General features: G+C 70.5%; 27 protein-coding genes. 17 read left to right on the forward strand and 10 right to left on the reverse strand.

The window, feature by feature from the left end; translation table 11 throughout:
• The first annotated feature begins 10 nt into the window (after window positions 1-10).
• The 5 genes from AB0L91_RS19530 (at window position 11) to AB0L91_RS19550 (ending at window position 4,531) form a co-directional block, all read left to right on the forward strand.
• Window positions 11-1,024 carry an ABC transporter substrate-binding protein gene (locus tag AB0L91_RS19530; protein WP_365011792.1) on the forward strand — a complete coding sequence of 338 codons (1,014 nt, stop codon included), beginning with the start codon at window positions 11-13 and terminating at the stop codon, window positions 1,022-1,024.
• Window positions 1,021-2,142, forward strand: a complete 1,122-nt coding sequence (locus AB0L91_RS19535; protein WP_365011794.1) for an iron ABC transporter permease — start codon at window positions 1,021-1,023, stop codon at window positions 2,140-2,142. The genes AB0L91_RS19530 and AB0L91_RS19535 overlap by 4 nt, the downstream gene beginning before the upstream one ends.
• On the forward strand, window positions 2,139-3,038 hold the full coding sequence (locus AB0L91_RS19540) for a heme ABC transporter ATP-binding protein (RefSeq protein WP_365011795.1): 900 nt from the start codon (window positions 2,139-2,141) through the stop codon (window positions 3,036-3,038). The genes AB0L91_RS19535 and AB0L91_RS19540 overlap by 4 nt, the downstream gene beginning before the upstream one ends.
• 57 nt (window positions 3,039-3,095) lie before the next feature.
• Window positions 3,096-3,671 (forward strand): TetR/AcrR family transcriptional regulator, encoded by a 576-nt coding sequence (locus AB0L91_RS19545; protein WP_365011796.1) that lies wholly within the window; start codon window positions 3,096-3,098, stop codon window positions 3,669-3,671.
• Between the two features lie 71 nt (window positions 3,672-3,742).
• Complete coding sequence (locus tag AB0L91_RS19550; protein ID WP_365011798.1) at window positions 3,743-4,531, forward strand: SDR family oxidoreductase; 789 nt, start codon at window positions 3,743-3,745, stop codon at window positions 4,529-4,531.
• 52 nt (window positions 4,532-4,583) lie between these two features.
• Here the strand turns inward: AB0L91_RS19550 and AB0L91_RS19555 are convergent, their stop codons facing one another.
• The 4 genes from AB0L91_RS19555 to AB0L91_RS19570 are packed head-to-tail and all read right to left on the reverse strand — an operon-like array spanning window position 4,584 to window position 8,202.
• Window positions 4,584-5,210, reverse strand: coding sequence for a dienelactone hydrolase family protein (locus AB0L91_RS19555; RefSeq protein ID WP_365011799.1), 627 nt, complete (start codon window positions 5,208-5,210; stop codon window positions 4,584-4,586).
• Window positions 5,207-7,303 carry an MMPL family transporter gene (locus AB0L91_RS19560; RefSeq protein WP_365011801.1) on the reverse strand — a complete coding sequence of 699 codons (2,097 nt, stop codon included), beginning with the start codon at window positions 7,301-7,303 and terminating at the stop codon, window positions 5,207-5,209. The genes AB0L91_RS19555 and AB0L91_RS19560 overlap by 4 nt, the downstream gene beginning before the upstream one ends.
• A 2-nt stretch (window positions 7,304-7,305) precedes the next feature.
• Window positions 7,306-7,839, reverse strand: a complete 534-nt coding sequence (locus AB0L91_RS19565; protein WP_357346988.1) for a hypothetical protein — start codon at window positions 7,837-7,839, stop codon at window positions 7,306-7,308.
• 6 nt (window positions 7,840-7,845) lie between these two features.
• Window positions 7,846-8,202, reverse strand: coding sequence for a hypothetical protein (locus AB0L91_RS19570; protein WP_365011803.1), 357 nt, complete (start codon window positions 8,200-8,202; stop codon window positions 7,846-7,848).
• 162 nt (window positions 8,203-8,364) lie between these two features.
• On the opposite strand from AB0L91_RS19570, the gene AB0L91_RS19575 reads away from it, so the two are divergent.
• From AB0L91_RS19575 to AB0L91_RS19585, 3 genes are read left to right on the forward strand one after another with little or no spacing between them, the layout of a single operon-like run.
• Window positions 8,365-9,375 carry a hypothetical protein gene (locus AB0L91_RS19575; RefSeq protein WP_365011805.1) on the forward strand — a complete coding sequence of 337 codons (1,011 nt, stop codon included), beginning with the start codon at window positions 8,365-8,367 and terminating at the stop codon, window positions 9,373-9,375.
• A gap of 8 nt (window positions 9,376-9,383) precedes the next feature.
• Window positions 9,384-9,629 (forward strand): DUF5703 family protein, encoded by a 246-nt coding sequence (locus AB0L91_RS19580; protein ID WP_355273027.1) that lies wholly within the window; start codon window positions 9,384-9,386, stop codon window positions 9,627-9,629.
• Window positions 9,630-9,637: 8 nt separating this feature from the next.
• Window positions 9,638-10,717, forward strand: a complete 1,080-nt coding sequence (locus AB0L91_RS19585; protein ID WP_365013639.1) for a quinone-dependent dihydroorotate dehydrogenase — start codon at window positions 9,638-9,640, stop codon at window positions 10,715-10,717.
• 4 nt (window positions 10,718-10,721) lie between these two features.
• Here the strand turns inward: AB0L91_RS19585 and AB0L91_RS19590 are convergent, their stop codons facing one another.
• Window positions 10,722-11,108 (reverse strand): hypothetical protein, encoded by a 387-nt coding sequence (locus tag AB0L91_RS19590; protein ID WP_365011807.1) that lies wholly within the window; start codon window positions 11,106-11,108, stop codon window positions 10,722-10,724.
• A 346-nt stretch (window positions 11,109-11,454) separates the two neighbouring features.
• On the opposite strand from AB0L91_RS19590, the gene AB0L91_RS19595 reads away from it, so the two are divergent.
• The 3 genes from AB0L91_RS19595 (at window position 11,455) to AB0L91_RS19605 (ending at window position 15,764) form a co-directional block, all read left to right on the forward strand.
• Complete coding sequence (locus AB0L91_RS19595; protein WP_365013642.1) at window positions 11,455-12,957, forward strand: PfkB family carbohydrate kinase; 1,503 nt, start codon at window positions 11,455-11,457, stop codon at window positions 12,955-12,957.
• A 101-nt stretch (window positions 12,958-13,058) separates the two neighbouring features.
• Window positions 13,059-13,805, forward strand: a complete 747-nt coding sequence (locus tag AB0L91_RS19600; RefSeq protein ID WP_365011808.1) for a GTP cyclohydrolase II — start codon at window positions 13,059-13,061, stop codon at window positions 13,803-13,805.
• Window positions 13,806-13,937: 132 nt separating this feature from the next.
• Complete coding sequence (locus tag AB0L91_RS19605) at window positions 13,938-15,764, forward strand: long-chain fatty acid--CoA ligase (protein ID WP_365011809.1); 1,827 nt, start codon at window positions 13,938-13,940, stop codon at window positions 15,762-15,764.
• Between the two features lie 59 nt (window positions 15,765-15,823).
• Here the strand turns inward: AB0L91_RS19605 and AB0L91_RS19610 are convergent, their stop codons facing one another.
• Window positions 15,824-16,351, reverse strand: a complete 528-nt coding sequence (locus AB0L91_RS19610) for a YbhB/YbcL family Raf kinase inhibitor-like protein (RefSeq protein ID WP_355272176.1) — start codon at window positions 16,349-16,351, stop codon at window positions 15,824-15,826.
• Window positions 16,352-16,377: 26 nt separating this feature from the next.
• Window positions 16,378-17,739 carry a M20/M25/M40 family metallo-hydrolase gene (locus AB0L91_RS19615; protein ID WP_365011811.1) on the reverse strand — a complete coding sequence of 454 codons (1,362 nt, stop codon included), beginning with the start codon at window positions 17,737-17,739 and terminating at the stop codon, window positions 16,378-16,380.
• A gap of 145 nt (window positions 17,740-17,884) precedes the next feature.
• Here AB0L91_RS19615 and AB0L91_RS19620 point away from each other — a divergent pair, with 145 nt between their 5' ends.
• Entirely contained in the window at window positions 17,885-18,838 is a 954-nt protein-coding gene (locus AB0L91_RS19620) for an endonuclease/exonuclease/phosphatase family protein (RefSeq protein ID WP_365011813.1), read from the forward strand.
• A gap of 4 nt (window positions 18,839-18,842) precedes the next feature.
• On the opposite strand, the gene AB0L91_RS19625 is transcribed toward AB0L91_RS19620, so the two are convergent.
• On the reverse strand, window positions 18,843-19,433 hold the full coding sequence (locus AB0L91_RS19625; RefSeq protein WP_365011815.1) for a TetR/AcrR family transcriptional regulator: 591 nt from the start codon (window positions 19,431-19,433) through the stop codon (window positions 18,843-18,845).
• A gap of 55 nt (window positions 19,434-19,488) precedes the next feature.
• Here AB0L91_RS19625 and AB0L91_RS19630 point away from each other — a divergent pair, with 55 nt between their 5' ends.
• Window positions 19,489-20,343, forward strand: a complete 855-nt coding sequence (locus tag AB0L91_RS19630) for an alpha/beta hydrolase (RefSeq protein WP_365011816.1) — start codon at window positions 19,489-19,491, stop codon at window positions 20,341-20,343.
• Between the two features lie 2 nt (window positions 20,344-20,345).
• On the opposite strand, the gene AB0L91_RS19635 is transcribed toward AB0L91_RS19630, so the two are convergent.
• Both AB0L91_RS19635 and AB0L91_RS19640 read right to left on the reverse strand, forming a co-directional pair.
• A complete protein-coding gene (locus tag AB0L91_RS19635) occupies window positions 20,346-21,347 on the reverse strand; it encodes a DUF6745 domain-containing protein (protein ID WP_365011817.1) in 1,002 nt (333 codons plus the stop codon).
• Window positions 21,348-21,364: 17 nt separating this feature from the next.
• Window positions 21,365-21,691 (reverse strand): hypothetical protein, encoded by a 327-nt coding sequence (locus AB0L91_RS19640; RefSeq protein ID WP_355272188.1) that lies wholly within the window; start codon window positions 21,689-21,691, stop codon window positions 21,365-21,367.
• A gap of 155 nt (window positions 21,692-21,846) precedes the next feature.
• On the opposite strand from AB0L91_RS19640, the gene AB0L91_RS19645 reads away from it, so the two are divergent.
• Genes AB0L91_RS19645 through AB0L91_RS19660 form a run of 4 tightly spaced genes read left to right on the forward strand, consistent with a single transcriptional unit; the run spans window position 21,847 to window position 26,065 of the window.
• Window positions 21,847-22,827: an STM4015 family protein gene (locus AB0L91_RS19645; protein ID WP_365011818.1), complete on the forward strand. Its 981-nt coding sequence runs from the start codon at window positions 21,847-21,849 to the stop codon at window positions 22,825-22,827.
• 15 nt (window positions 22,828-22,842) lie between these two features.
• Entirely contained in the window at window positions 22,843-23,898 is a 1,056-nt protein-coding gene (locus AB0L91_RS19650; protein ID WP_365011820.1) for an STM4014 family protein, read from the forward strand.
• Complete coding sequence (locus tag AB0L91_RS19655) at window positions 23,895-24,731, forward strand: STM4013/SEN3800 family hydrolase (RefSeq protein ID WP_365011822.1); 837 nt, start codon at window positions 23,895-23,897, stop codon at window positions 24,729-24,731. Before AB0L91_RS19650 ends, AB0L91_RS19655 begins: the two co-directional genes overlap by 4 nt.
• Window positions 24,728-26,065: an STM4012 family radical SAM protein gene (locus tag AB0L91_RS19660; RefSeq protein ID WP_365011824.1), complete on the forward strand. Its 1,338-nt coding sequence runs from the start codon at window positions 24,728-24,730 to the stop codon at window positions 26,063-26,065. Before AB0L91_RS19655 ends, AB0L91_RS19660 begins: the two co-directional genes overlap by 4 nt.
• Window positions 26,066-26,067: the final 2 nt, after the last annotated feature.

Consider the following 26,067-nt stretch of genomic DNA (forward strand, 5'->3'; position numbering starts at 1 on the left):
CCTTACCTGCATGAGACTGCGTGGTGTGCTGACGGCGATGCTCGCGGCGACGGTGCTGACCGGCGCCGTCGCCTGCACAGGCGGCAACACCGCATCGACTGCCACCACCGGCGGTCCCGTGACCGCCCAGCTGACCGACCTCGACCCGGTCCCGATCGGCACCGCGCCCACGCCGCGGCTGCCGGTGACCGCGCGGTTCTTCGACGGCACCGAGGTGACCGTCACCGACACCTCGCGGATCATCGCCGTCGACCGCTACGGCACCCTCGCCCAGACCGTGTACGCGCTCGGGCTCGGCGCGAACCTCGTCGGCCGCAGCACCTCCGCGTCCTTCCCCGCCGTCGCGAACGTGCCGAACGTGGCGGGCGGCAACGGCAGCCTGAGCGTCGAGGCCGTGCTCGCGCTGCGTCCGTCGGTGTTCCTCACCGACACCACCAGCGCCGCCCCGGCGGTCCGGGAACAGCTGCGCGCGGCGGGCGTGAACGTCGTCTACTTCGACCCGGACCGCACCATGGACGGCGTGGTCCCGCAGATCGAGGCGGTCGCCGCCGCGCTCGGCGTGCCGGAAGCGGGGACCGCGCTCGGGCAGCGCACCCGCGACGAGATCGCCGCCGCGACGGCCCGCGTACCGAAGCAGGACCCGCAGCCCAAGATCGCCTTCCTGTACCTGCGCAGCAGCGCGATCACCATGATCGCGGGACCCGGCTCTGGCGCGGATTCGCTGGTCACCGCCATCGGCGGGATCGACGCGGGCACGGCGTCCGGGGTGCAGGAACCGTTCACCGCCATCACCAGCGAGGCGATGATCGCCGCGGCACCGGACGTGCTGCTGGTCATGTCGGACGGCCTGAAGTCCGTCGGCGGGGTCGACGGACTGGTGAAGGTGCCCGGCATCGCCCAGACCCCGGCCGGTCGCAATCACCGGGTGGTCGACATGGCCGACGCGGTGGTGCTCAGCTTCGGCCCCAACACCGGCCGCGTCATCACCGCCCTGGCCGACGCCGTCTACGGCAAGCCGGCATGAGCGATGCCCCGGACCTGACGAAATCCGCGAACGCCCCGCGGATCGACGACGCGACGCCGGACCCGCTGCCGCACCCCCGGCACCGGACCACCCGGGTCGCCGTCGTCTTCGCCGTCGCGCTGCTCGCCTTGGTCGTGCTGGCGCTGGTCTCGGCGGTACTGGGGCAGGTGCCGACCACCGCGGCCGAGGTGCTCGGCAGCGTCGCGCACCGGATCGGCCTCGACATCGGCCCGCTGCCCGCCCACCCGGCGGGCGAGGTGACGCTGTGGGAGGTGCGGTTCCCGCGGGTGGCGCTGGCGATCCTGGTCGGGGCCTCGCTGGCGACGGCGGGGGCGTTGCTGCAGGGCGTGTTCGCCAACCCGCTCGCCGAACCCGGCGTGATCGGTGTGTCGGCGGGTGCGGCGGTCGGGGCGGGCACGGTCATCGTGGTCGGCGGCGCGTTCGTCGCGGCCTGGTCGGTGGCCGCTGCCGCGTTCGTCGCCGGACTGCTCACCACCGTGCTCGTGTACCTGCTGTCGCGGTCGGGCGGGCGCACCGAGGTCGTGACGCTGATCCTGACCGGTGTCGCGATCAACGCGTTCGCGGGCGGTCTGATCGCGCTGCTGCTGTTCGTGGCCACGCCCGCCGCGCGCGACCAGATCGTCTTCTGGCAGCTGGGCAGCCTCAACGGCGCCACCTGGCAGTCGGTGGCGATCGTGGCCGTGCTCGCCTCGGTCGGGATACTCGCTGCCGTCCTGATCGCGCCCCGCCTGGATCTGCTCGCGCTCGGTGATTCGGCGGCCCGGCACCTCGGTGTCGACGTCGAACGGCTGCGCAGGCAGGTCATCGTGGTGGTGGCCGTGCTGACCGCCGCGGGTGTGGCGTTCAGCGGCATCATCCTGTTCGTCGGGCTGATCGTGCCGCATGTCGTGCGCATGCTGGTCGGGCCGGGCCATCGGGTGCTGGTACCGCTGAGCGCGATCGTGGGTGCGGTGATCCTGCTCGGCGCCGACGTCGTCGCGCGCACCCTCGTCGACAATGCCGATCTGCCGCTGGGCATGCTGACCTCGCTCATCGGCGGTCCGTTCTTCTTCTGGCTGCTGCGCCGCACCAGGGCCCGCGCGGGAGGCTGGGGATGACCGACATCCGACCCCACGATCCGGCGCTCGCCCCGCCCGTCACGCCGCCGCGACGCACCCGATCGTGGCGCGGCCTGTTCACCAGGACGCCCGATGTCCCGCAGCGGCCGGAACCCGGGACCGTGACGTTGCGCGCGGTCGGCCTGACCGTGCGCCGGGGCAGCCGGACCGTGCTCGCGGACGTCGACTTCCAGGTGGCGGCCGGTGAGATCGTCGCCCTGGTCGGCCCGAACGGGGCGGGCAAGTCGAGCCTGCTCGCCGCGCTCGCCGGGGAACTCGAACCCGGTTCCGGCACCGTGAAACTCGAAGGCCACGCGCTCTCGCACTGGACCCACGCCGACATGGCCCGCCGCCGCGCGGTGCTGCCGCAGTCCCACGCGGTCGGCTTCCCGTTCACCGCGCGCGAAGTCGTCGCGATGGGCCGCGCACCCTGGCTGCACACCCCCGCCGCCGACCACGACGACGAGCTGATCGCCGCCGCGCTGGCCGCCACCGACGTCACCCATCTGGCCGAGCGGATCTTCCCGTCCCTGTCCGGCGGTGAACGCGCCAGGGTCGCCCTGGCCCGTGTCCTCGCCCAGGACACTGCCACCCTCCTGCTCGACGAGCCCACCGCGGCATTGGATCTCGGCCACCAGGAAGCCGTCCTGCGCCTGGCCGCGACCCGCGCTGCCGAGGGCACGGCCGTGGTCGTCGTCGTGCACGATCTCGGTGTCGCCGCCGCCTACGCCGACCGGGTCACCGTCCTCGACGCCGGCCGCGTCGCCGCCGACGGCCCGCCCCGCACCGTCCTGACCCCCGACCTGCTCACCGAGGTCTACCGGCACCCCGTCGACGTCTTCGACCATCCGGTCACCGGGGCGCAACTCGTGCTCCCCGAGCGCGGTCACGCCTGATCCGGTTGCTCGAATCCAGTTATTGACCCAGAGGTCTAGAACGGATACGGTCGAATCATGGCCAGGCCACGCAACTTCGACGCCGACACGGTGATCGATCGCGCCATGGACCAGTTCTGGTCCTACGGCTATGCCAACACCTCGCCCGCTCAGCTCGCCGACGCCACCGGCATCGGAAAAGGCAGTCTCTACAACACTTTCGGCAGCAAGCGCGCCCTGTTCGAGCAAGTCCTCGAACGCTACGGCCGCAACGGTGTCGCCATGGCCGAGGACTACATGTCCCGGCCGGGCTCCACTCGCGACTGCCTGCGTGCCTACCTCCGTGCTGCCGTGGATCTCGACTTCACCACGCCCCTGCGGCGCGGCTGCCTGGCGGTCAATACCGCCGCCGAGTTCGGTGACCGGGACCCCGCGATCGTCGCGACCTTGCGGGGGATCGAGCGCCGCATCGTCGCGGTATTGACCGCCCGCATCGACCAGGGGCGGCGCGACGGTGATGTCGACGCCGCCGTCGACCCGGCCGCGATCGCCGCGCTGCTGTTCACCACCAGCGCCGGTCTGCGCATCATGGCCAAGACCAACGACACCCCCGAGCTCTACCACCTCGTCGACGTCGCACTGACCGTCCTCTGATTTCCCACCCCGCCATCGAGCGGCTTCCGACTGCCCGAATATTTGACCTGTAGTTCAAGAAAGGTACTTCCATGGATCTCGCACTCACCGGCAAGACCGCCGTCGTCACCGGCGCCTCCCGCGGCATCGGCCTCGCCGTCGCCGAAGCCTTCGCCGAGGCCGGCGTCCGGGTCGTCGGCGCGGCCCGCACCATCACCCCGGAACTCGACAAGGTCTCGGCCGCCACGGTTTCCGCCGACCTCAGTACCCGTGACGGCGCGGTTTCGGTCATCGATGCCGCTCTCGAGGCAGTCGGCGGCATCGACATCCTGGTCAACAACGTCGGCGGCGGCGACCCGGAGTGGCTCGACCTCGACGGCTTCCTCAGCAGCACCGACGAGCAGTGGCGCCACTATCTGGACCTGAACCTCTTCAGCGCGATCTGGACCACCCGTGCCGCCCTGCCCAGTCTGCTCGAGCGGCGCGGCTCCATCGTCAACGTGTCCTCGATCAACGCCCACGTCCCCGGCTCGGGCCCGGTCGGCTACAGCGAGGCCAAGGCAGCCCTGGCGTCGTTCGGCAAGCGCCTCAGCGAAGAGTTCGGCCCCCAGGGCGTGCGAGTCAACACCATCTCCCCCGGCCCTGTCGGCACCCGCATCTGGCGCGACGAACACCGCATCGGCGCCAAACTGGCCTCCGCCCAAGGCATGTCCCAGGAACAATTCCTCGACGCACTCCCCACCCAGTTCGACATCGCCTCACGCCGCATCACCGAACCCGAGGAAGTGGCTGCCCTGATCGCCTTCGTCGTCTCCGGCAAGGCCGCCAACATCGTCGGCGCCGACTTCGTCATCGACGGCGGCATCGTCAAGACCACGTAACCGATACCCGGCGGCAGGCCCTACACACCGGACCTGCCGCCGAACCTCGGCATCACAGTTCGCGCACCCGAAGCCATTCGGTCGCTATGGCGATGTCCGCGGCGGTGACAGCGTGTCCGACAGGCAGCACATGATGGGTCACCGGCGCGCCGACGCGGCGCAGCCGTTCCGCCAATCGCCCACCGTCGCCGGCGGATCGACGATCGTCGTTCGCGCCGTCGAGGATCAGCACCGGAGTGCGGTCCGACCGGTAGCGGGCAGCGTCGGTGAAGGGCGACAGCGGCCGGAACAGGATCGCCCCCGCAAACAGGCCGGGATGGTCCATCAGCAGCGCCGCGGCCATGATCGCGCCGTTGGAGAACCCCACCACCACCGGCCGCCGGGTGAGCTCCAGCCGGGCACACGAATGTTCGATGAATTCCGCGAGCACCGGCGTTCGGGCGTCCAGATCGGCTTCGTCCACCCGGCGATCCGGACAGCGGCGGAAGAACGCGTACCCGCCGTCCGTGGCGACCGTTCCCCGGATACCCATTCCCGGTGCGCCGGGCGATACCTCCCCGGCCAGCGGAAACAGATCGGATTCGGTGCCGTCCGAGCCGTGCAGCAGCACCAGAGGCGCACGCGCGGTATCGGTGCCGGGGAGGAAGCCCAGGACGTGCGGGAGCGCGCCCGTGGTCACCGCCAGATGATCTTGAGGAGGGCGGGGGTGAGGACCATGCGGATGATTGTCGCGTCGATGACGAGGGCCACGATCATGCCGTAGGCGATGTATTTCATCAGGACCAGGTCGGAGAAGCCGAAGGCGCCGGTGACGACGATGAGGATCGCGGCCGCCGAGGTGATGACGCCGCCGGTGTGGGCGACGCCGTAGCGTATGGATTCGGGCGCGTCGGCGCCAGAGGCCCGTTTCTCCGCGATCCGGGACAGCAGGAACACCTCGTAGTCGGTCGACAGGCCGAAGATCACTGTGACGATCAGCGCCACCACCGCGAACATCAGCGGGCCGGGGGTGAACTGGAAGGTCCCGGCCCCGTGCCCCTCCACGAAGATCCAGGTCAGCACGCCCAGCGTCGAGACGAGGCTGAGCGCGCTCATCGCGACGGCCTTGACCGCCAGGATCACCGACCGGAACGCGATGATCATCATCGCCAGGGCCGCGGCCATCAGGATCGCCAGCAGCAGTGGCAGCCCGTCGATCAGGCCGTTGATGCTGTCGCGTTCCAGCGCCGGGATGCCGGCGACCATGATCTGCACGCCCGGTGGTTCGGGCCGCGCCCGCAGGGTGTCGATCACCTGGTCGGCGTCGCGTTTGTCGCCCAGCCCGGCCGAGAGCACGTTGACGCCGTCCTTGGTCGGCGCGGCGGGTTCGAAACGGCCGGTCAGCCCGGGTACCTGATTGGCCTCGTACCGGATGTCGCTGAGCTGCTGGGGTGTCGCGTTCACCACGACCAGCTTCAGCGGTTCGGTGCGGAACCCGGGGAACAGGCGGTCGAAGTCCTCCTGCGCGACGCGCGCCGGATTGTCCGCGGCCAGGTACTTCTCGCTGATCCCACCGAACTCGATGTGCCGCAGCGGAATGCTCAGCGCGAGCAGCCCGAGCACGATCGGGATGACGACCGCCCACGGCCGCCGCATCGCCCACTGGGCCAGCCGGGAGAAGAACCCGGCATCGATCTCGGCCTCGGTCTTGCTGCGGGAGAACCGCTTCCAGCCCAAGAAGTCGATGCGCCTGCCCGCGATGCTCAACGCGGCGGGCAGGGCCGTCACCGACAGCAGCGCGGCCAGCATCACCGCGGAGATACCGCCGTAGGGCACCGATCGCAGGACGCCGTTGGGGAAGATGAACAGCGCGCCGAGACTGATGGCGATGATCGCGGCCGAGAACAGCACGGTGCGGCCCGCGGTCGCGACGGTGCGCGCGGTCGCCTCCTCCACGCTGCGCCCCGCCGCCAACTCCTCCCGGAACCGGGTGACGGTGAAGAGCCCGTAGTCGATCGCCAGGCCGAGGCTGACCAGCGTCATCACCGCGCTGGCGAAGACGTTGACCTCGATATGGGCGGTGAGGAAGCGCAGGATGCCGGACGTGCCCAGAACGGTGAGCCCGCCGATCATCACCGGCAGCAGAGCCCCGATCACGCCGCCGAACACGAAGTACAGCAGGATCGCCACGATCGGCAGCGCGATGAGCTCCGCGCGCCGGATGTCGTGCTGCATCCCGATATTGATGCCCTCGACCACCGGCTGCAGCCCGGCCAGCTGCACGGTCGTCCCGCCCGGCCCCGCCCCGGGAACATCGGCGTTCAGATGGGGTTTCAGGGCCAGGTAGTTCTCGACCGTCGCCGTGCCGCCGCCACCGGCCAGGCCGATGCTGGCGAAGGCGTGCTGCTTGGTGGGATCGGAGGCGTTGGCCGAGAACGGTGAGTCCCAGTAGCTGTCGATCTTGTGGATGCGTTCGCCGTAGCGTTCGCGCAGGTCGGCCAGCGCGTCGACGACGGGGCCGCGCACCTGCGGATCGTCGACGGTGGTGCCCGGCGGCGCGGTGTAGATGACGATCAGGTCGCCGTCGGTATCACGGCCGAAGATGTCGTCGGCCAGCTTCGAGGCCGCCACCGACTCGCTGGACTCGTCGAACCAGCCCTCCTGGGTGTAGCGGCCGGCCATATCGCGGCCGTACCAGCCCGAGATCAGCACCGTCAGGACGAACACTCCGAGCACCAGGTAGCGGTGGCGGTGGACGAACCGGCCCCACCGCATCGAACGCGATTCCCGCATCGTCAGCCGCAGGCGGCGGTGCGGTAGTCGGCCGAGCGCAGGATGCCGCACAGGTCGGTGCGCGAGATCTTCCACTTCCCGTCGAGCAGCACGAAATGCACGATGGTGGTGCGGATATTGGTGCCCGAACCGTCCTTGTCCAGGCGCATGGTGGCGGTCAGGGTGCCGTCCCGATTGTCGAAGACCGGGTCGACCACGCCGTACACCGCGTGCGGATTGTCCCGCAGCGCCTTGTACATGTCCGGGATCGCGTCCTTGAACGCGGCGCCGTCCTCGATCAGGTCGGTGCGTTCGACATCAGGCAGGTTCGGGTCGAGCGCGCGTTTGATCTGCGCGTCGAGCTCCGCGGCGGTCGGCAGCGGCACGTTGGCCTTGCTCGACGACACCGAGATGGAGGAGGACAGGGAGGCGTTGGCCGAGGACCGTGCGGCGTCGACCGAGGCCTCGTCGGTGCCGCCACCGCAGGCGGTGAGGGCGACGAGGGCCGTGAGGCAGGCGGTGGCCGCAGCGGCCCTGGCGAAAAATGTGGAAGACATCACCATCTACATACCATCAATGACGGCGCTGATCCGGCCCAGGATGCTCCGCACGGTCGTGGTGTCCCGCGGTACGGCGGTCGGGACCGGGATCGCGTCGTGGATCAGATCGCGCACGAACGCGGCCACACTGCGCTCGTCGCCGAGGTCGATATCGGTGACCTGAGCCTGCGCGGTGGCGACCACATCGTCGGCGCCCGGCACGGCTTCGCCCAGGTCGGGGCGGTAGATCTGCACCGTGAGGGTGGCGCGGCGGGTGCGGAAGGCGAAGGGGCGGCCGTCGTCGGTGGTGCCGAAACCGTGGGCGAAAGGGCCGACGGAGATGTCATCGATGCCGAAACCCGCGGTTGTCCGGTCGGTCATCGCGCTGATCTCCTGCCGTTCGCCGGTAACGGATTGTCGACACGTCAACAGTAGCCCCCGCCACCGACAGGCCCGACGCGCGCCACCCGGTCGGAGCTACCGGTGAGTCATCATGGTCAGATGGTGATCAGCGGTCACCTCGTGAGATTAGGAGTTCGGTGCATGCGCCCTCGCGGCTCGGTCGCCTCAGCGCTGGTCGGCGCGGCGGCACTGGTATTGCTGACCGGTTGCGCCGGTGAGGACGGCGCCCCGGACGTGCCCACCAGGGAACCCGCCACCGCGGCCGTCTCCCCCGCCACGGCTACCACCCCGGCGGGGCAGGTCGTCCCCGCCGCCGCGACGAAAGCCCTGCTGGCCGAACGCGAGACCGGACGCCTCGCGGCGCTCGACACCGCGGGCACCACGCTGACGCTGATCGACCCCGCCGCGCCCGCCACCGCGCGCACCGTCGCGCTGCCCGCCGCGGGTGCCGCGCTCGCCCAGGGCAAGCCGGGGGAAGTGCTCGTCGCCGCGCAGGGCCGGGTACTGCGGGTGGATGTGGCCGCGGGCACCGTCACCGAGGTCCCCGTCGACGGTGACGTGCACAGCGTGCAATTACGCACCGACGGCGACCTGGTGGTCGGCACCGCCGGCGGCAAGATCGTCGAACTGCGGCCCGACGGCAGCGTCGCGCGCACCGTCACCGGCCTGGTCTCGGCCGACGCGATCGCCCTGACCGGCGAGAACATCACCGTCCTCGACCGCAAGCAGACCGCCGTCGTCAGCGTGCGCGACGACGCGCTCGGGCTGATGCTGCGGGCAGGCGACGGCGCGACCAACGCGATCGCCGACCCGGAGGGGCGGATCATCGTCACCGACACCGCGGGCGGCGAACTGCTGGTCTACTCGGCCGGTCCGCTCGTGCTGCGTCAGCGTTTCCCGGTAGCATCATCGCCTTACGCGCTCGCCTACGATCCGCGGTCCAGCACGGTGTGGGTGACCTGCACGCAGAGCAACGAGGTCGTCGGTTACGACCTGTCGACCGGGATCGGTGTCGAGGTGGGGCGGTTCCCGACCCTGCGCCAGCCCGACGCGGTGACCGTCGACCCCCGCACCGGCGACCTGTTCGTGGCCTCGGCCGCGGGCGACGGTCTGCAGCGGATCGGCGCGGACGAGCGGAAGAGAGGGCAGTGATGGCGGCCATATCTCGCGGTGGACGCTCGGCGATCCCGCCGAGCTGGGAAACCAGCAACGACGACTACGAATACGTGCCCCTGCGTCTGCCACCGGAGGTCACCCGGGTCACCGCCTCGATGCGGCTGGCCATCCAGGCCGAATTCGGTGGCTGGGAGTTGTCGCGCGTGCGCGCCTACACCGACGGCAGCCGCCGGGTGTTGTTGCGCCGCCGCAAGAATGCCGTCCTGCCTGTGCCCGAGCCCGGAATGTGAGCCGACCCATGTACGCCCTGCTACTACGCCTGATGTTCCTGATCCCGCCGGAGCGGGTGCACCACCTGGTGTTCTCCGCGCTGCGGTTCGCCACCTGGTTCCCGCCGACCCGCTGGCTCGCGCGCAAGCTGACCGTCGTCGAGGACCCGATCCTGGCGACGACCGCCTTCGGTGTCGACTTCGCCGCGCCGCTCGGGCTGGCCGCCGGCTTCGACAAGAACGCCGACGGCGCGAACACCTGGGGTTCGCTCGGGTTCGGGTTCGCCGAGATCGGCACCGTCACCGCGCACGCGCAGCCGGGTAACCCGGCGCCGCGACTGTTCCGGCTGCCCGCCGACCACGGCCTGATCAACCGGATGGGTTTCAACAACCACGGTGCCGCCGCGGCCGCCGCCCGCCTGCACGACGCGCGCCCCACGGTCCCGATCGGCGCGAACATCGGCAAGACGAAGGTCACCGAACCCGACGCCGCCGCGGGCGATTACGCCACCAGCGCCCGGCTACTCGGCCCGCTGGCCGATTTCGTGGTCGTCAATGTGTCCTCCCCCAACACCCCCGGTCTGCGTGACCTGCAGGCGGTCGAGTCGCTGCGCCCCATCCTGCAGGCCGTGCTGGACAGCGTCAGCGTCCCGGTGCTGGTGAAGATCGCCCCCGACCTGTCCGACGACGACATCGACGCCGTCGCCGACCTCGCCGTCGAGCTGGGCCTGGCCGGCATCGTCGCCACCAACACCACCATCCGCCGCGACGGCCTGGCCACCCCCGCCGCCGAGGTCGAGGCGATGGGCGCTGGCGGGCTGTCCGGTGCCCCGGTCGCCGAACGGTCCCTGGATGTCCTGCGCCGCCTCTACGCGCGCGTCGGCGACCAGCTGGTCCTGATCTCGGTCGGCGGCATCGAAACCCCCGAGCAGGCCTGGGCCCGCATCCTCGCCGGCGCCACCCTGCTGCAGGGCTACACCGGCTTCATCTACGGCGGCCCGTTCTGGACCACCCGGATCCACCGCGGCATCGCCGCCAATCTGCGCGCCGGTGGTTTCCGCTCCCTGGCCGACGCGGTCGGCGCCGAGCACCGCACGCCCTCGGCCTGAGGGTCTATCCGTAGTTGACCTGCCGCGTACCGCCGTGCCCGAACAGGTGCGTCGCGGTGCGCGGCCTGGTCAGCGGCGGGCGCTGTGCTGCTTCGTCGGGATCGTCGAAGCGAGCCAGCATCCGCTTGTAGAGCCGGATGATCGCCTGCTCCCACACGATGCCCACGGTGTCGGCCAGCGCGTTGATCTGCGCGTGCGCGAGCCGGTCGTGCGCGGCGGTGAGGTCGCTGATCAGTTCGTCGAGTTCCATGCCCGCGTAGGCCTGGTCGCGGCTGAGCCGGCGTTCCGGCAGCCAGGTCAACCGCCAGACCTCGGGGTCCGTTCCCACCCGCTCGGCGTATTCGGGGCTGCGGGTGCTGCGCATGTCGTCCGGTGTGATGTGAATGGTCATCGGATACTCCGATTCCACGAGGGGAGCCGTGCGAGCTCCCGGTTCCTGGGATGCGGAACGCGTACGTGGCGCGTTCGGCGAGTGCGTCGGCGGTGCCGACCACACCTGAGTTCGCCGGTGGATCCGTGAACTCGTCGCGCGGAGATTCAGACGACCGTCCGGTATCGGTTCGGGGTGGATGTCGTCTGCACCAGACCTCCCGGGTTGTCCGGTGGGCGAAGGATCGCCAATTCCAGTGTGGCATTTGCCCTTCTATGCGGTCAATTGCCGTTGTAGATTGGTAATTGCCCGACAAGATGTTGTTCAAACACCGCCGTCACGACCATGGAGGGCAGAACGCGTGCCGATGCTCCCGCACGACGCACGAACAGACCTGGTCCGCGGCATCCTCGCGCGGCTCGGCAAGTTCTCCGGTCTCAGCGCAGAACGTTTGCGGCACACCGAGATCGGTGCGGCGCCGATCCTCGAACTACCGGTGGTGACCGGTTACGCGCAGCGCGAAGGCGTCTCCCGCGAGGAGGCGGTGCTCCCGGTGCTCCGTGAGACAACCCGGCAATTGCCCCCTGCCGACCGGCTGATCGCCGATGCCACGCTGGCTCTCGGCCTGCTCCGCGAACCGCCGAACGGGGACATCGATCCCGACCTGCTCTACGCCGCCAATCTCGGCGCCCGCCGCGAGTACCTGGCGCAGCAGTGGATTCCCCTGCACACGGCGCTGGGGGTCACCGATACCCCGGCGGCACCCACGGTGAAACGCTTGCGCACCACCGCCGAGCGGGCCGCGCTCACCGCACTCGCCGGCCTGCTCACGGCCGGTCCGGTGACGGCCGCCGGCCCCCCGCCCGGCACGACCTCGACGTCGTTGCCCACGGGCCGCTCGGTCACCGTGATCGGGGACGCGGTGATCGATCATCTCTACCGGGTGGATACCTTCCCGGCCAAGCATTCCCCCGTCGACGGCACCTTCGCCGGTCTGCCGGGCGGCAAGGGACTCAACCGCGCCGTCGCCGCCGCCTTGCTCGGGCTCGACGTGCGGCTGGTCGCGGCCGTCGGGGACGACGCCAACGGCCGACGCATCCTCGATCTGCTCGCCGACTACGAGGTGAGCCGGGACCTGGTGAAGGTGGTGCCCGCGGCATCGACCCTGGTGACCGCGGTGGTCATGAACCACAGCGGTGAGGTGCGGCTGATCGCCTGCCGCGACGCTCGCGTGCAACTGCTCGACGACGACATCAACCGGCCGGAAGTCCGGGCAGCGCTGGCCGGGTCGGCGGTGGTCGTGCTGACCTTCGAGCAGCCGGCGCCGATCATCGAGCAGGTGCTCGCGTACATCCGTGAGCTGCCCGAGCGCCCGCAGGTCATCGTGTGTGCCGCACCGAGTATCGCGGTGCCGCAGGGGCTGTACATGTATCTCGACGTCGTCGACTATCTCGTCGGCAGTACCGTCGAACTCGACGCGCTGCTGCCCGAGGTGGACACCGACTCGGCGGCGGACACCGCGCGGCGCCTGCGCGGCCTCGGGGTATCGGCCGTGTGCGCGGTGGACGGCTTCGGCTGCACCGTGTATTCCGACGACGACGATATCGTCGTCGACCACTTCCCCCAGGTCCTCAAGGCGGCGGTCGGCGCCGCGGCGGCGTTCGCGGCGGCCCTGGCCTACCGAGTGGTGCAGTCCGAAGACGCGCTCACCGCAGCCGATTTCGTGTGGGCGACGGCGGCGATGATCCCCACCCAGAAGCTGGGCGCGGTATCGGCGGTATTCCCCGATGTCACCGAGGTCGACCGGATCATGCACCTCTACGCGCGCGGCGGTGCGACCACCCGTAACACCGGCGTGACCCCCGGTTGATGTGCCTGGCATCACAGCCGGAGTAGAGTCGCGCCGTTGCCTTGCCCACACACCGTCCACGCAGCGGGTTTTCCGGTGCCGACACTGTCTCGGAGGAGCGCTTGACGATCATCGAGCCCGTCCAGTTCCCGCCGGGTGAGGCGACCGGACGAGACGTTGACGATCCGCGACCGGAGCACCAGTTCAGCCGCAACGGCGCCCAGCTGCGCGTGCATGTGCACACCATCGACGACCCCACCGACGGTGGCTATGTGCTGGTCTTCGGCGACCCCGGCGAACAGCCGCTGGTCCGGGTGCATTCACGCTGCCTCTACGGTGACGCGCTCGGCTCCGACGACTGCGATTGCGGACCCGAGCTGGCCCTGTCGATGGACCTGATCCAAGCCGAGGGCGCGGGCGTCCTGGTCTATCTCGAGCAGGAAGGCCGCGGGGCCGGGCTGATCTGGAAGGCGATCGGCTACGGCACCAGCGAGCGCTACGACATCGACACCTTCGAAAGCTACGCCCGCCTCGGCCTCGAACCCGACACCCGGCGCTACGAACTCGTCGCCAAGGCACTGTTCGGGCTCGGCTTCCATCGGGTGCGCCTGCTGACGAACAATCCCGACAAACTGCGCGCGCTCGCCGACGCGGGCATCGCGGTCGAGGTGATCCCGCTGGCCGTGCGCATGGCAACCGATCGCGGCCGGCGCTATCTCGATGCGAAAGTGCGGTGGCGCAAGCACATGATTCCGCGTGATTTCGCCCCCTGGGCCCCGCAGACAACCCCTTTTCCCGCGCCGGAACGGCCGGTGGACGACGATCGGCGTGCGAGGCGCCGCTGGCAACGGCTCTTCGGTCGGCGGTAACCGACGCCACAATCCCGTATGTCCGGTTACGATGAGTGAGCTGTGCCACTGTGATGCCCATCGCTCGAGACGATGAGAAGGATTCACTCGCATTGGCTCGGCATCCGGAACGGCCTATTCGGGAACAGGGATATGACAGACATCGGTTTCGCGCACGCCTCGGGCGTCACGGTGCACACCGTGCCCGCCGCCTTCCAGCAGACCGCCGCGTTGCGGCCCGACCAGATCGCCTTGCGGACGGTCGGCGGCACCCAGCAGATCACCTGGGCGGAGTATGCGACGCGGGTGCGGGCGCTGGCCGCCGGCCTGGCGAAACTCGGTGTGCGCCACGGTGACGCGGTCGGCATCATGCTCACCAACCGCCCCGAGTTCAACCTGATCGACACCGCGGCCCTGCACCTGGGCGCGACCCCGTTCTCGGTGTACAACACCAGCTCCCCCGAGCAGATCGCGCACGTGTTCGCCAACGCGGGCAACAAGGTCGTGATCACCGAGCAGGCGTTCCTCGACGTCATCCGGGAGGCGGGCGCCGACGTCGAGCACACCGTCCTGGTCGACGGCACCGCCGAGGGCACCCTCGGCCTGGCCCAGCTGGAATCGGATCCGGAGCCCGACTTCGACTTCGACGCCGCGTGGCAGGCCGTGCAGCCGGGCGATCTGGCCACCCTGATCTACACCTCCGGCACCACCGGCCCGTCCAAGGGCGTCGAGCTCACCCAGGGCAATGTGATCGCCCAGGTCGTCGGCCTGGTCTCCGGTCCGCTGCCGGTCGGCTTCGACGACCGCGCCGTGTCGTACCTGCCCGCCGCGCACGTCGCCGATCGCATCTCCGCGCACGCGATGAGCCTGCTCACCGGCATCCAGATCACCACGGTGCCCGACCCGCGCGAGATCGCCGCCGCCCTGTCCGACGCGCGCCCCACCGTGTTCTTCGGTGTGCCCCGGGTGTGGCAGAAGATCAAGGCCGGGATCGAGAACAAGCTCGCGGTCGAGCCGAGCCCGGTGAAGAAGGCCCTGGCCAACTGGGCGATCGGCGTCGGTGTCGCGCAGGCCAAGGCGAAGCTGTCCGGTGAGGGCGGCTCGCTGCTGCTCGGTGTGCAGCACAAGGCCGCCGACGCGCTGGTGCTGTCGAAGCTGCGCGAGGCGCTCGGTTTCGGTGAGCTGAAGGTCGCCGCGTCCGGCGCCGCCCCGGTGCCCGCCGAAACCCTGGAGTACTTCCTGGGTCTCGGCTTCGCGGTCAGCGAGGTGTGGGGCATGTCCGAGACCACCGGTGTCGGCACCTTCACCGATCTGGACAAGCCGCGCCCCGGCTCGGTCGGTCGCGTCATGGACGGTGTCGAGCTGCGGCTGGACGCCGACGGCGAGGTGCTCATCCGCGGCCCGATCGTCACCCCCGGCTACCGCAACATGCCCGACAAGACCGCCGAGGCGATCGACGACGCGGGCTGGCTGCACACCGGTGACATCGGCACCCTCGACGCCGACGGCTACCTGCGCATCGTCGACCGCAAGAAGGAACTGATCATCAGCGAGGCGGGCAAGAACATCGCCCCCTCCAACATCGAGAACGCGATGAAGGCGGCGTCGTCGATGATCGGTCAGGCCGTCGCGATCGGCGAGGCCCGCCCGTACATCACGGCGCTGATCATGCTCGACCCCGATGTCGCGGCGTTGCGCGCCAAGGAATTCGGCGCCACCGACGCGACCCACGCCGAGCTCGCCCGCCGCAGCGAGATCGTCGAGGAGGTCAAGGCCGCCGTGTCGGCGGGCAACCGCAAACTCTCGCGGGTGGAGCAGATCAAGCGCTTCGTGATCGTGGAGACGCTGTGGGAGCCGGGCGGTGACGAGCTGACCCCGAAGATGTCGCTCAAGCGCACCCCGATCGCGGCCAAGTACGCCGAGCACATCGAGCAGCTCTACGCCGCGACCCCGGCCGATCACGTCGTCAACGTGAAGTAGCTACGACAACGGCGGTGGCCCCGGGAGTTCCGACTCCCGGGGCCACCGCCGTTCTACGCTCAGTTCTGCTCGTAGGTGCCGATCAGCGTGGCACGGCCGAGCGTGTGGAAGAACAGGTTGAAGCCGAGGTAGGCGGGCGCCGCGTCCGGTCCGACCTCGAGTTCGGGCACGTCGACGGCGTGCACGACGACGAAGTACCGGTGCGGCCCGTGGCCCTGCGGCGGGGCGGCGCCGACGAAGCCGGGGAAACCGCCGTCGTTGCGCAGGGTGACCGCACCGGCGGGCAGGGTGCCGCCTTCGCTGCCCGCGCCCGCGTCGAGCTCGGTGACCGAGGCCGGGATGTTGGCGACGGCCCAGTGCCAGAAGCCCGAGGCGGTCGGCGCGTCCGGGTCGTAGACGGTGACCGCGAAACTCTGCGTACCCTCGGGGAACCCGGACCAGCTCAGCTGGGGCGAGATGTCCTTGCCGCCCGCACCGAACACACCGGAGACCTGGTCGTTGGCCAGCGGCTGACCCTCGGTGATGTCGGCGGAGGTGACGGTGAACGACGGAACCTGCGGCAGTGCGTCATACGGGTTGTAGCTCATGGAGTCTCCGATTCGTGGCGTCGTGCTCAGCTGTGCAGGAGGAAGTGTTCCAGTACCCGGGTGCCGAATTCCAGTGACCGCACCGGCACCCGCTCGTCCACCCCGTGGAACAGGGCGGTGAAGTCCAGTTCCGGCGGCAGCTGCAGCGGCGCGAAGCCGAAGCAGCGAATACCCAACCGCGCGAACGCTTTCGCGTCGGTGCCGCCGGAGAGCATGTAGGGCACGGTGCGCCCGTTCGCGTCGTGGGCGAGCACCGCGTCGTTCATGGCGTCGACGAGATGGCCGTCGAAGGTGGTCTCGTAGGAGTCGAGCTTGGTGATCCATTCGCGCTCGACGTCCGGGCCGATCAGCTCGTCGACCTCGCGTTCGAAGGCGGCTTGGCGCCCCGGCACCACCCGGCAGTCCACCACGGCTTCCGCGGTCTGCGGGATGACATTGGCCTTGTAGCCTGCCTGCAGCATCGTCGGATTGGCGGTGTCGCGCAGGGTGGCGCCGATTATGCGGGAAATGGTGCCGAGCTTGGCGAGCTGCCCCTCGATGTCGGGGCCCTCCGGGTCGAACTGCAGCCCGCTCTCCTCGCTGACCGCGGCGAGGAATTCGGCCACCGAGTCCGACAGCACCACCGGGAAGGTGTGCCTGCCCAGCCGGGCGACGGCCTCGGCGAGGATGGTGACGGCGTTGTCGTCGTGCAGGAACGAGCCGTGCCCGGCGCGGGCCTTGGCCCGCAACCGCATCCAGCCCAGGCCCTTCTCGGCGGTCTCCACCAGGTAGAGCCTGCGTTCGGTGCCGTCGGGGCGCGGCACGGTGAGCGAGAATCCGCCGACCTCACCGACCGCCTCGGTGACGCCGTCGAACAGGTCGGGCCGGTTGTCCACCAGCCACTGCGAACCCCACTTGCCGCCGTTCTCCTCGTCGGCGAGGAAGGCGAACACCAGATCACGCGGCGGGACGGTGCCCTCGGCCTTGAACTGGCGGGCCAGGGCCAGCGTCATGCCGACCATGTCCTTCATGTCGATCGCGCCGCGACCCCACACGTAGCCGTCGCGGACCGCGCCGGAGAACGGGTGCACGCTCCAGTCGGCGGCCTCGGCGGGCACGACGTCGAGATGACCGTGGATCATCAGCGCGCCACGACCGGAGTCGGCGCCCTTCAGCCGCGCGAAGACGTTGCCGCGGCCGGGCGCGCCCGATTCGACGTACTCGGTCTCGTACCCGACCTCCTGTAGCTGCTCGGCCACCCATTCGGCGCACTCGCGTTCGCCTTTGGTGGTCGCCAGCTCACCGGTGTTGGAGGTGTCGAACCGGATCAGCGCGCTGACCAGCTCCACCACCTCGTCCACCGCGCGGGACCGTTCGCTCGAACCAGAACTCTCGCCAGATGCCGACACGTCCCCTTTCCTACCACCCCGGCGGTGTCCCCCGCGCCATCTCCCCTGGCTCACACGATTCCGCCGCTGCTGGCGACTACTGCTCGGGCTGAGCCGAATTCCGCCGGATTCGCGCGTCCGTCGCCCGGCGTGTTTGGCTGTGGCGATGAGATCGCGGGTCGTTCGGGTCGGGACGCTGCTGGTGGCGGGCGCGGCGACGGCGGTCGGCGCGCTGGGTGTGGCCCTGCACGTCGTCGGCTGGTCGGCCGAGCCGCTGGTGCTCGCCGCCGCGGGCGCGCCCTACCTGATGGGCGGGGCGATCCTGGGCGCGGTGGGGTTCGCGGCGACCCGGCAGTGGGTGGCGACCGGTGCGGCGGTGGTCGTCGCCGGTCTCGGCATCGCGACGCAGGCGCCGCTGTATGTCGCCGACGGTGGGGGCGACGGGCCCGCGATCACGGTGATGCAGGCGAATCTGCTTTTCGACGGCGCCGACCCGGCTGTGCTGGTGGCGCAGGTGCGGGCCAGGGACGTCGCGGTGCTCACGGTCAACGAGCTCACCCGGGCTGCCGTCACCGAGCTCGGGCGCGCCGGCTTGGACGACGTGCTGCCCTACCGCTATCTCGCGCCCGGTCAGACCGCCAGCGGCACCGGGATCTGGAGTCGTTTCCCCCTGTCGGACACCGTCGAATACGACGGCTACGTCCTCAATCAGATCTCGGCGACCGCCACCGTTCCCGAGGTCGGGCCGGTCTCGATCTACGCGGTTCACCCCGTCCCGCCGGTCTACGACACCGGGGTCTGGGCCGACGAGTTGGCCCGGCTCGGCGATGTCCTGCGCCGGTCCCCCGCCGATCGCCCGGTGATCGTCGGCGGCGACTTCAACGCCACCTACGATCACGCGCGGTTCCGGGCGCTGGCGTCGGGCCGGTTCGCCGATGCCGCCGCGCAGGCCGGTGCCGGACATCTGGTCACCTATCCGACGGACAAGCGGTTGCCGCCACTGGTCGGTATCGACCACTTTCTGCTCGCCGGAGCACACGCCACCGCGGTGGCGACCGTCGCGCTGCCCGGTGCCGATCACCGGGCGCTGGTGGCCCGTGTGGTCCTCGACGGCCGGTAGGCGTTCAGCGGGCGGCGAGGAGTGCGTCGATCCGCGCTCCGACAGCACGTCCGGCCGCGTGCAGTGGTTCGGCCGAGCGCAACGTTCTGGCCAGCACAAACGCGCCTTCCAGCGCGCTGAGCAGGCCGAGGACGACATCGCGTGCCTCGCCCGTGGCCAGCCCGCGCCGCGTGAAATAGGTGGTGCCCTGGTCGATCCAGTCCGCGACGACCTCCGCGGCGACGGCCCGCAACTCCGGTTCGCTGTCGGCGATCTCCCCGGCGACGGTGCCGACCGGGCACATGTTGATCCACCCCGACTCGGCCATCGTGCGCGCGGCGTCGTCGAACGCGGCAGGCACCGCCGTCCGCAGATCGGGGTGCGGGTCCATCAGCAGCGGCAGCAGCTGAATGTAGGCGGCGCCGGAGGTTCGCAGCGCCTCCGCCGCGATCTGTACCTTGCCGTGCGGGAAGTGGTGGTAGAGCGACCCCATCGGGGCCTGCGCGGCCGCGGTGATCTGTTTGACGGTGATCGCGCTGTACCCGTGCGTGCGCATCAGCTCGGCGACCGCGACGACCAGCCGATCCCGGGTGGCCGTTGACATCTTCTCGCTCACCGCTCCAGACTAGAGCAAACGCACTAGAGCGGATACTCTAACGCTGGAGGTTCTCATGCCGACCGTCGATCTGCCCGCGGGCCGCGTCCACTACCACGAACGCGGCGACGGCCCACCGGTCGTGCTGCTGCACGGCCTGCTGATGAACCACACGGTCTGGGATTCCGTCCTCGACCTGCTCCCGACCGGCTTCCGCTACGTGCTGCCCGACCTGCCGCTGGGCGCGCACCCCGAACCGCTACGCCCCGGCACCGACCTGAGCCTGCGCGGCCTCAATCAGGTCGTCGCCGACTTCCTCGCCGCCCTCGACCTGCGCGAGGTCACCCTCGTGCACTCCGACTGGGGCGGTGCCCTGTTCCTCACCGCCCACGGTCTCGACGAGCGTGTCGGCAGGCTGATCGTCTTCCCGAGCGAGGCGTTCGACAACTTCCCGCCCGGGCTGCCCGGCAAGACCGCGACACTGGCCGCCTACCTGCCCGGCGGCGTCACCCTCGCGCTGCGTCAGCTCCGCATCCGGTGGCTGCGGGAGAGCCCGCTGATGTTCGGCTGGATGGCGAAATTCCCGATCCCGCAGGACCTCGTCCACGGCTGGACCGAACCAGGGTTGCGCGACCGTGGCATCCGCCGCGACGTGCTCGCCTACATGCGCTCGGATCTCTGTGGGGCCGACCTCGTCGCGAATACCGAAGCGCTGCGGCACTTCCGGGGCGAGGCCCTGATCCTGTGGTCGTCGGCGGGCAAGGTCATGCCGCGCGAGCACGGCCGCCGCCTGGCCGAGCTGATCCCCCGCGCCCGGCTGGTCGAGATCGACGACGCCTACGTCCTGTCGATGCTCGACCAGCCCGCCGCGGTCGCGGCCGCCGTCACGGACTTCCTCGCCACCACCTCGGCGCAGCCGACCGAGCGCTGACGTCAGGTCTGCCGCAGCGGTTCGTAGGCGTCGGCCCCGAGGCCGAAGGTCCAGGCGACGCCTTCGCGCGCGGTGCGGGTGGTCGGCGGTACGCGCAGCCAGTACACGCGATGCGTGCCGTCGGGTTCGGGTGTCGAGTTGACGACCTCGACCATGACCACGTCCTCGTCGCCGACGAGCTCGATCCGCCACAGGATGCCGGTCTCGTCGCGATGGACGGGGCGGGCGTCGGATTCGGTCAGGTAGCGGTCGTAGCCGTAGTGCTCGAGCATGACCCGGCGCAGTTCGGCGTTCTCCTCGTCGCGGATGCGCTGCGGTGTCAGCGAGGCCAGGCTGTCGAGGAATTCGGCCGGTACCGGCATCCCGCGCCACGCGTGCAGGGCGAAGCCGTCGGCGTAGGCCAGGGCGGGTCCGTCGGCGCGGTCGAGCCGGCCCGCTTCGTCGCGGTGCAGGGCCAGTGGGCGTTCGGAGATCACCGCGATCTTCTCGTAGGGCCACCACCAGCCCGCGTGCCGCGCCACGGCCGCGACCCCGCCGAGTGGCCCACCCGGTGCGGTGTCGTAGGCGCTGAGCCAGGCCGCCTCGTGCTGGCCGAGCACGGCATCGAGCAGCAGCACCCGGATCCGCCGCTCCTGCTTGCGGTCACCGGCCGCCGCCTCGACGACGCCGGCCCGGATCCGGTCGATCACCATCCCGGTGACCTCCCACAGATCGGCGCCGGTGGCTCGCCAGTGCGCGCTGTAACCGGGCGCGCCGAGTTCGGCGTGCAGGCGGGCACGTTCGGCCGCCCACGGCGCACTGCGCACCGCCTCCCGCACCGGTGCGCCCGTCTCGATTCCCGAGGTCAGGATCCGGACGGCAGCCAGCGGTGAACGCGCCCAGCGGATCTGTTCGGGCTCGGGCAGCCCCGCGCGGGAATAGGCAAGGCGCACACCCGCTTCGGCGGCGGCCCGGTCACCCGGTCCGGTCGCGGCGGCGATCGCCCGCCAGTCGCTGTCCGTCATCGTCGTCTCCCCGATCATCAGTCCGCCACCACCCGAACAGATCCCGGGATGTACTCGCGCTGGCGCACCACCCGGTACCACCCCTTCGGCAGGCCGATCGCCGCGTGCTCCTCGTGGACCACCCGTCCGCCTTCGGGCAGGTGCAGCAGCATCGGCCCGAAAGCGCCCGCCTCCCTGATCAATCGGCCGGGCGCGGCGATCGCATGCGCGTGCCCGGTCACCTCCCCGAGGGCCAGCACGAGCCTGCCCCGCCCGTCGCGGTGCTCACCCCGCGCGGCCAGCGCGCTACCGGGAACGGCCGTCTCGGCCACCGGCACGATCAGGACATCGCCTTGTCGATACATGAATTTCCTCCCGTCACGGCCCGCGACCGCTGCCGTGGCGAGGACGGTAGCGGCAGGGGCCGACAACTCGGGCCGCCGCGCGGATTGTCGGTGCCGCTTGGTAGAAACGCAGCTGTCACCACGGGGTCACTACGCCAGAAGGGGCGGGAACAGCTATGTCCATCGGAGAACATCTGCGCGGGTGGGGCGGTCTGCCCACCTATCCGTTCCCGGACCCGGAGAAGGACGCCGAAGCGCAGGAGACGGCCGTGCGGCTGCTGCCCGCCGCCGACGGTGTGGCGTGGCGCATCGGTGTCGACTCCTACGACGCCGCCGAAACCTGGCCGGAGGCCTTCGCCCGGTTCCTCGACACCGTCGACGCGGCCCGGGTGCGGTCGATCGTGGTCGGTTCGTGGGCCGACGCCTACGACAACCGGCCCGACGATGTCATCGACGCCATCATCGCCGCCCGCGCGCAGCTGCCCGCGCTGCGGGCGCTGTTCGTCGGCGACATCGTCGGCGAGGAATGCGAGATCTCCTGGATCAACCAGGGCGAGGTCACCCGGCTGCTCGACGCGTTCCCGCTGCTCGAGGAGTTCGGCGCGCGCGGTGGCGAACAGCTCGAGTTCCCGGCGATCCACCACGCGCATCTGCGCAAGCTGAAGGTGCAGGCCGGTGGCCTGCCGGTGGCGGTGGTGCGCGGTATCGCCGCCAGCGACCTGCCCGCGCTGCACGATCTGGAACTGTGGCTTGGCACCTCCGAATACGGTGGCGACGCCGATGTCGACGATCTCGCGCCGATCCTGTCCGGTGATCAGCTGCCCAGCCTCAAGCGCTTGGCCCTGCGCAACAGCGAGATCCAGGACGCGGTGTGTGCCGCGATCGCCTCGGCTCCGGTGGTCGCCCGCCTCGAGGTGCTCGACCTGTCGATGGGTGTCCTCACCGACGACGGTGCCGCCGCGCTGCTCGGCGGCCAGCCGCTGACCCATCTGAAATCGCTGGACCTGCACTACAACTACGTGAGCAAGGAGATCGGCGCCCGCCTCGCAGATACGCTCACCGCGGCGGGCGTGGAACTGAACCTCGACACCGACGACGCCGAGTCCGACGAGGACGACGACGGTTCGGTGTGGCGGTTCGTCGCGGTCGGCGAGTGATCCGAGGTGCGCTTGGTGGTGGTCGGCAACGCCGAGAACCGGCGGGTCCGGCTGTTCACCGAGGCGGCCCGCGCCGCCGGGTTCCCGGCGCCGCGAGTGGTGGAATGGCTGTCGGTCCTGACCGAGGGCGGTCACGAGTTCGCCGACGACGAGATCGTCCGGCTGGATTCGCCGGGCGAGAATATGGCAGTCGATGCACTGTTGCGCGGGGTGAATGACCCGACCCGGGTGGAGGGTTCGGCCCGGTGGTACACCCGATTCCTCGCGACGGTGGACTCCCTGCGCGGCGGGCACCGGCTGGACGATCCGTCCGAACTCGCGGTGCTGTTCGACAAGCGGCGCTGCCATGCGCGGCTCGGCGCGGCCGGTGTGCCGGTCCCGCCGTCGCCGGTCACCGGCCCGGTCCACGGCTGGTCCGACGTCCGGGCACAGATGCGGGCGGCGGGCATGGCCAGGGTGTTCGTGAAGCTCGCGCACGGTTCGTCGGCGTCGGGGGTGCTGGCGATCGAGTCCAGCGCGTCGGGACGCTGGCAGGCGACCACCTCGGTCGAGGTGAGCGCCGGGGGCGCCCTGCACAATTCGCTGCGGGTGCGCCGGTATCGCGACGAACGCGCGATCGGCGCCATCGTCGACCGGCTCGCGCCCGACGGGCTGCACGTCGAACGTTGGATCCCCAAGGCCACCACCGGCGGCCGCTCGGCGGACCTGCGGGTGGTGGTGATCGCGGGCCGGGCCACCCATGCCGTCGTCCGCACCAGCCGTGGCCCGCTGACCAACCTGCACCTCGGCGGTGCCCGCGGTGACCTCGACCAGGTCCGGGCCGCGATGGGTGACCGATGGGCCGAGGCGAGGGAGATCTGTGAACGCGCCGCCGCGTGCTTCCCCGGAACCCTGTGCGTCGGGGTCGATCTCCTGCCCGGTGCGCAGTGGCGGCGGTTCACCGTCGGGGAGGTCAACGCGTTCGGCGACCTGCTGCCGGGCCTGACCGGATTGCCCGGCACCCCAGCCGAGGGACTCGACACCTACACCGCGCAGCTCACCGCCGCGTCCCCGATCGGAGCGTCACGATGACCGTCTCGACACCGTCGCGCCCCGACATGACCGAGGTCGTCGGCCGCGACGACCTGTTGCTGCTGACCCTCGACACCCTGCGCTACGACGTCGCCACCGAGCTCGCGGCCGCGGGCAGACTCCCCACCCTGGCCGCCCATCTGCCGCAGGGCCGCTGGGAGAAGCGCCACGCGCCGGGCAGTTTCACCTACGCCTCGCACCACGCGATGTTCGCCGGCTTCCTGCCGACCCCGGCAACGCCCGGCCCGCATCCGCGCCTGTTCGCGGCCCGCTTCGCCGGCAGCGAGACCACCGCCGACGGCACCTTCGTCTTCGAGGAACCCGATCTGGTGACGGCGCTGGCGGCCCGCGGGTATCACACCGTGTGTATCGGCGGCGTCGGCTTCTTCAACAAGCAGGGCGCGCTGGGCAGCGTGCTGCCCGGCCTGTTCGCCGAAAGCCATTGGGCGCCGGAGTTCTCCGTGGCCTCACCTACCTCGTTCGAGGAGCAGGTGGCGTGCGCCGAACGCGCGGTCGCCGCCGTTCCCGCCGAGCAGCGGCTGTTCCTGTTCCTCAACGCCTCGGCACTGCATCAGCCGAACTGGTTCCACCTGCCGGGCGCGACCGGCGACGCGGGCGACAGCCGCGACACCCACGCGGCGGCGCTCGAGTACATCGACGCCCACGTCGGCAGACTGTTCGACGCGATGCGCTCGCGCCGCCGGTGTTTCGCGATCGTGTGCTCCGATCACGGCACCGCCTACGGCGACGACGGGTACACCGGTCACCGGCTCGGCCACGAGTCGGTGTGGACGGTCCCCTACAGCCACTTCTTCCTGGAGCCCGACGCATGATCGACACCGCGCTACCGCGCCCGTACCAGAACTACGTCTACGCCTATCCGCACAAGACGGCCTATCGCCCGCTGCCGGATCGACCCCCGCTGTCGCGGGTGTGGGCGGGCGAATCCCGGTCGGCGCTCTCGCTGTATCTGCACATCCCGTTCTGTGAGGTGCGCTGCGGCTTCTGCAATCTGTTCACCCGGGTCGGCGCCCCGGAGGGTCTCACCGGCCGCTACCTCGACGCGCTCGCCCGCCAGGCCACCGCCGTGCGCGACGGTCTCGGCGACGCCGAACCCCTTCGCTTCGCCAACGCGGCGTTCGGCGGCGGCACCCCGACCTTCCTCACGGCCGACGAGCTGACCAGGCTGTGCGATATCGCCGAGCGGATCATGGGCGCCGACCTGCGCGCGATCCCACTGTCCGTGGAGGCCTCACCGTCGACCGCCACCGCCGACCGGCTGACGGTGCTGGCCGAGCGCGGGGCGACCCGCCTGAGCCTGGGCGTGCAGAGTTTCATCGACGCCGAGGCCAGGGCGGCGGTGCGGCCGCAACGGCGAGCCGAGGTCGAGGCGGCGCTGGGCCGGGTCCGCGACGCGGGCATCCCCGTCCTCAATATCGACCTGATCTACGGCATCGACGGTCAGACCGCCGCGAGCTGGCGGGTCTCGCTGGACGCGGCCCTGGCCTGGCGGCCGGAGGAGATCTACCTCTACCCGCTCTACGTGCGCCCGCTGACCGGCTTGGCCCGGCACACCGATCCCGCTGTCGCCGACCGGGATTGGGACCGCGACCGGCTCGCGCTGTACGCGCGGGGCCGCGATCACCTGCTGGCCGCCGGGTACGAGCAGGTGTCCATGCGGATGTTCCGCCGCGCCGACGCCCCACCCCAGGGCCCCGACGACTACGCCTGCCAGACCGACGGCATGATCGGGCTCGGCTGCGGCGCCCGCTCCTACACGAGCACGCTGCACTACTCCTTCGACTACGCCGTCGACCTGCGCGAAGTGCGCGGCATCATCGACACCTACGTCGAGACGACGGATTTCACGACGGCCCTGCACGGCCGGGTGGTCGACGGCGACGAAGCCGCCCGCAGGCACCTGCTGCAATCCCTGCTGCAGGCCGACGGGCTCGCCGTCGCCGACTATCGCGCCCGCTTCGGCAGCGATCCGCGGGACGACTTCGCCGTCGAGCTGCGCACCGTGGCCGAGCGGGGCTGGCTGGCCGACACCGGCACCGACCTGCTGCGCCTGTCACCGGAGGGCCTGGCCTACTCCGATGCGATCGGTCCCGGCTTCTTCTCCCCCGCGGTGCGCGCCGCGATGGCCGCCTACGAGCTGCGCTGACC

Origin of the sequence: Nocardia sp. NPDC051833, from assembly GCF_040681225.1 — a bacterium.
Lineage (GTDB): Bacteria > Actinomycetota > Actinomycetes > Mycobacteriales > Mycobacteriaceae > Nocardia.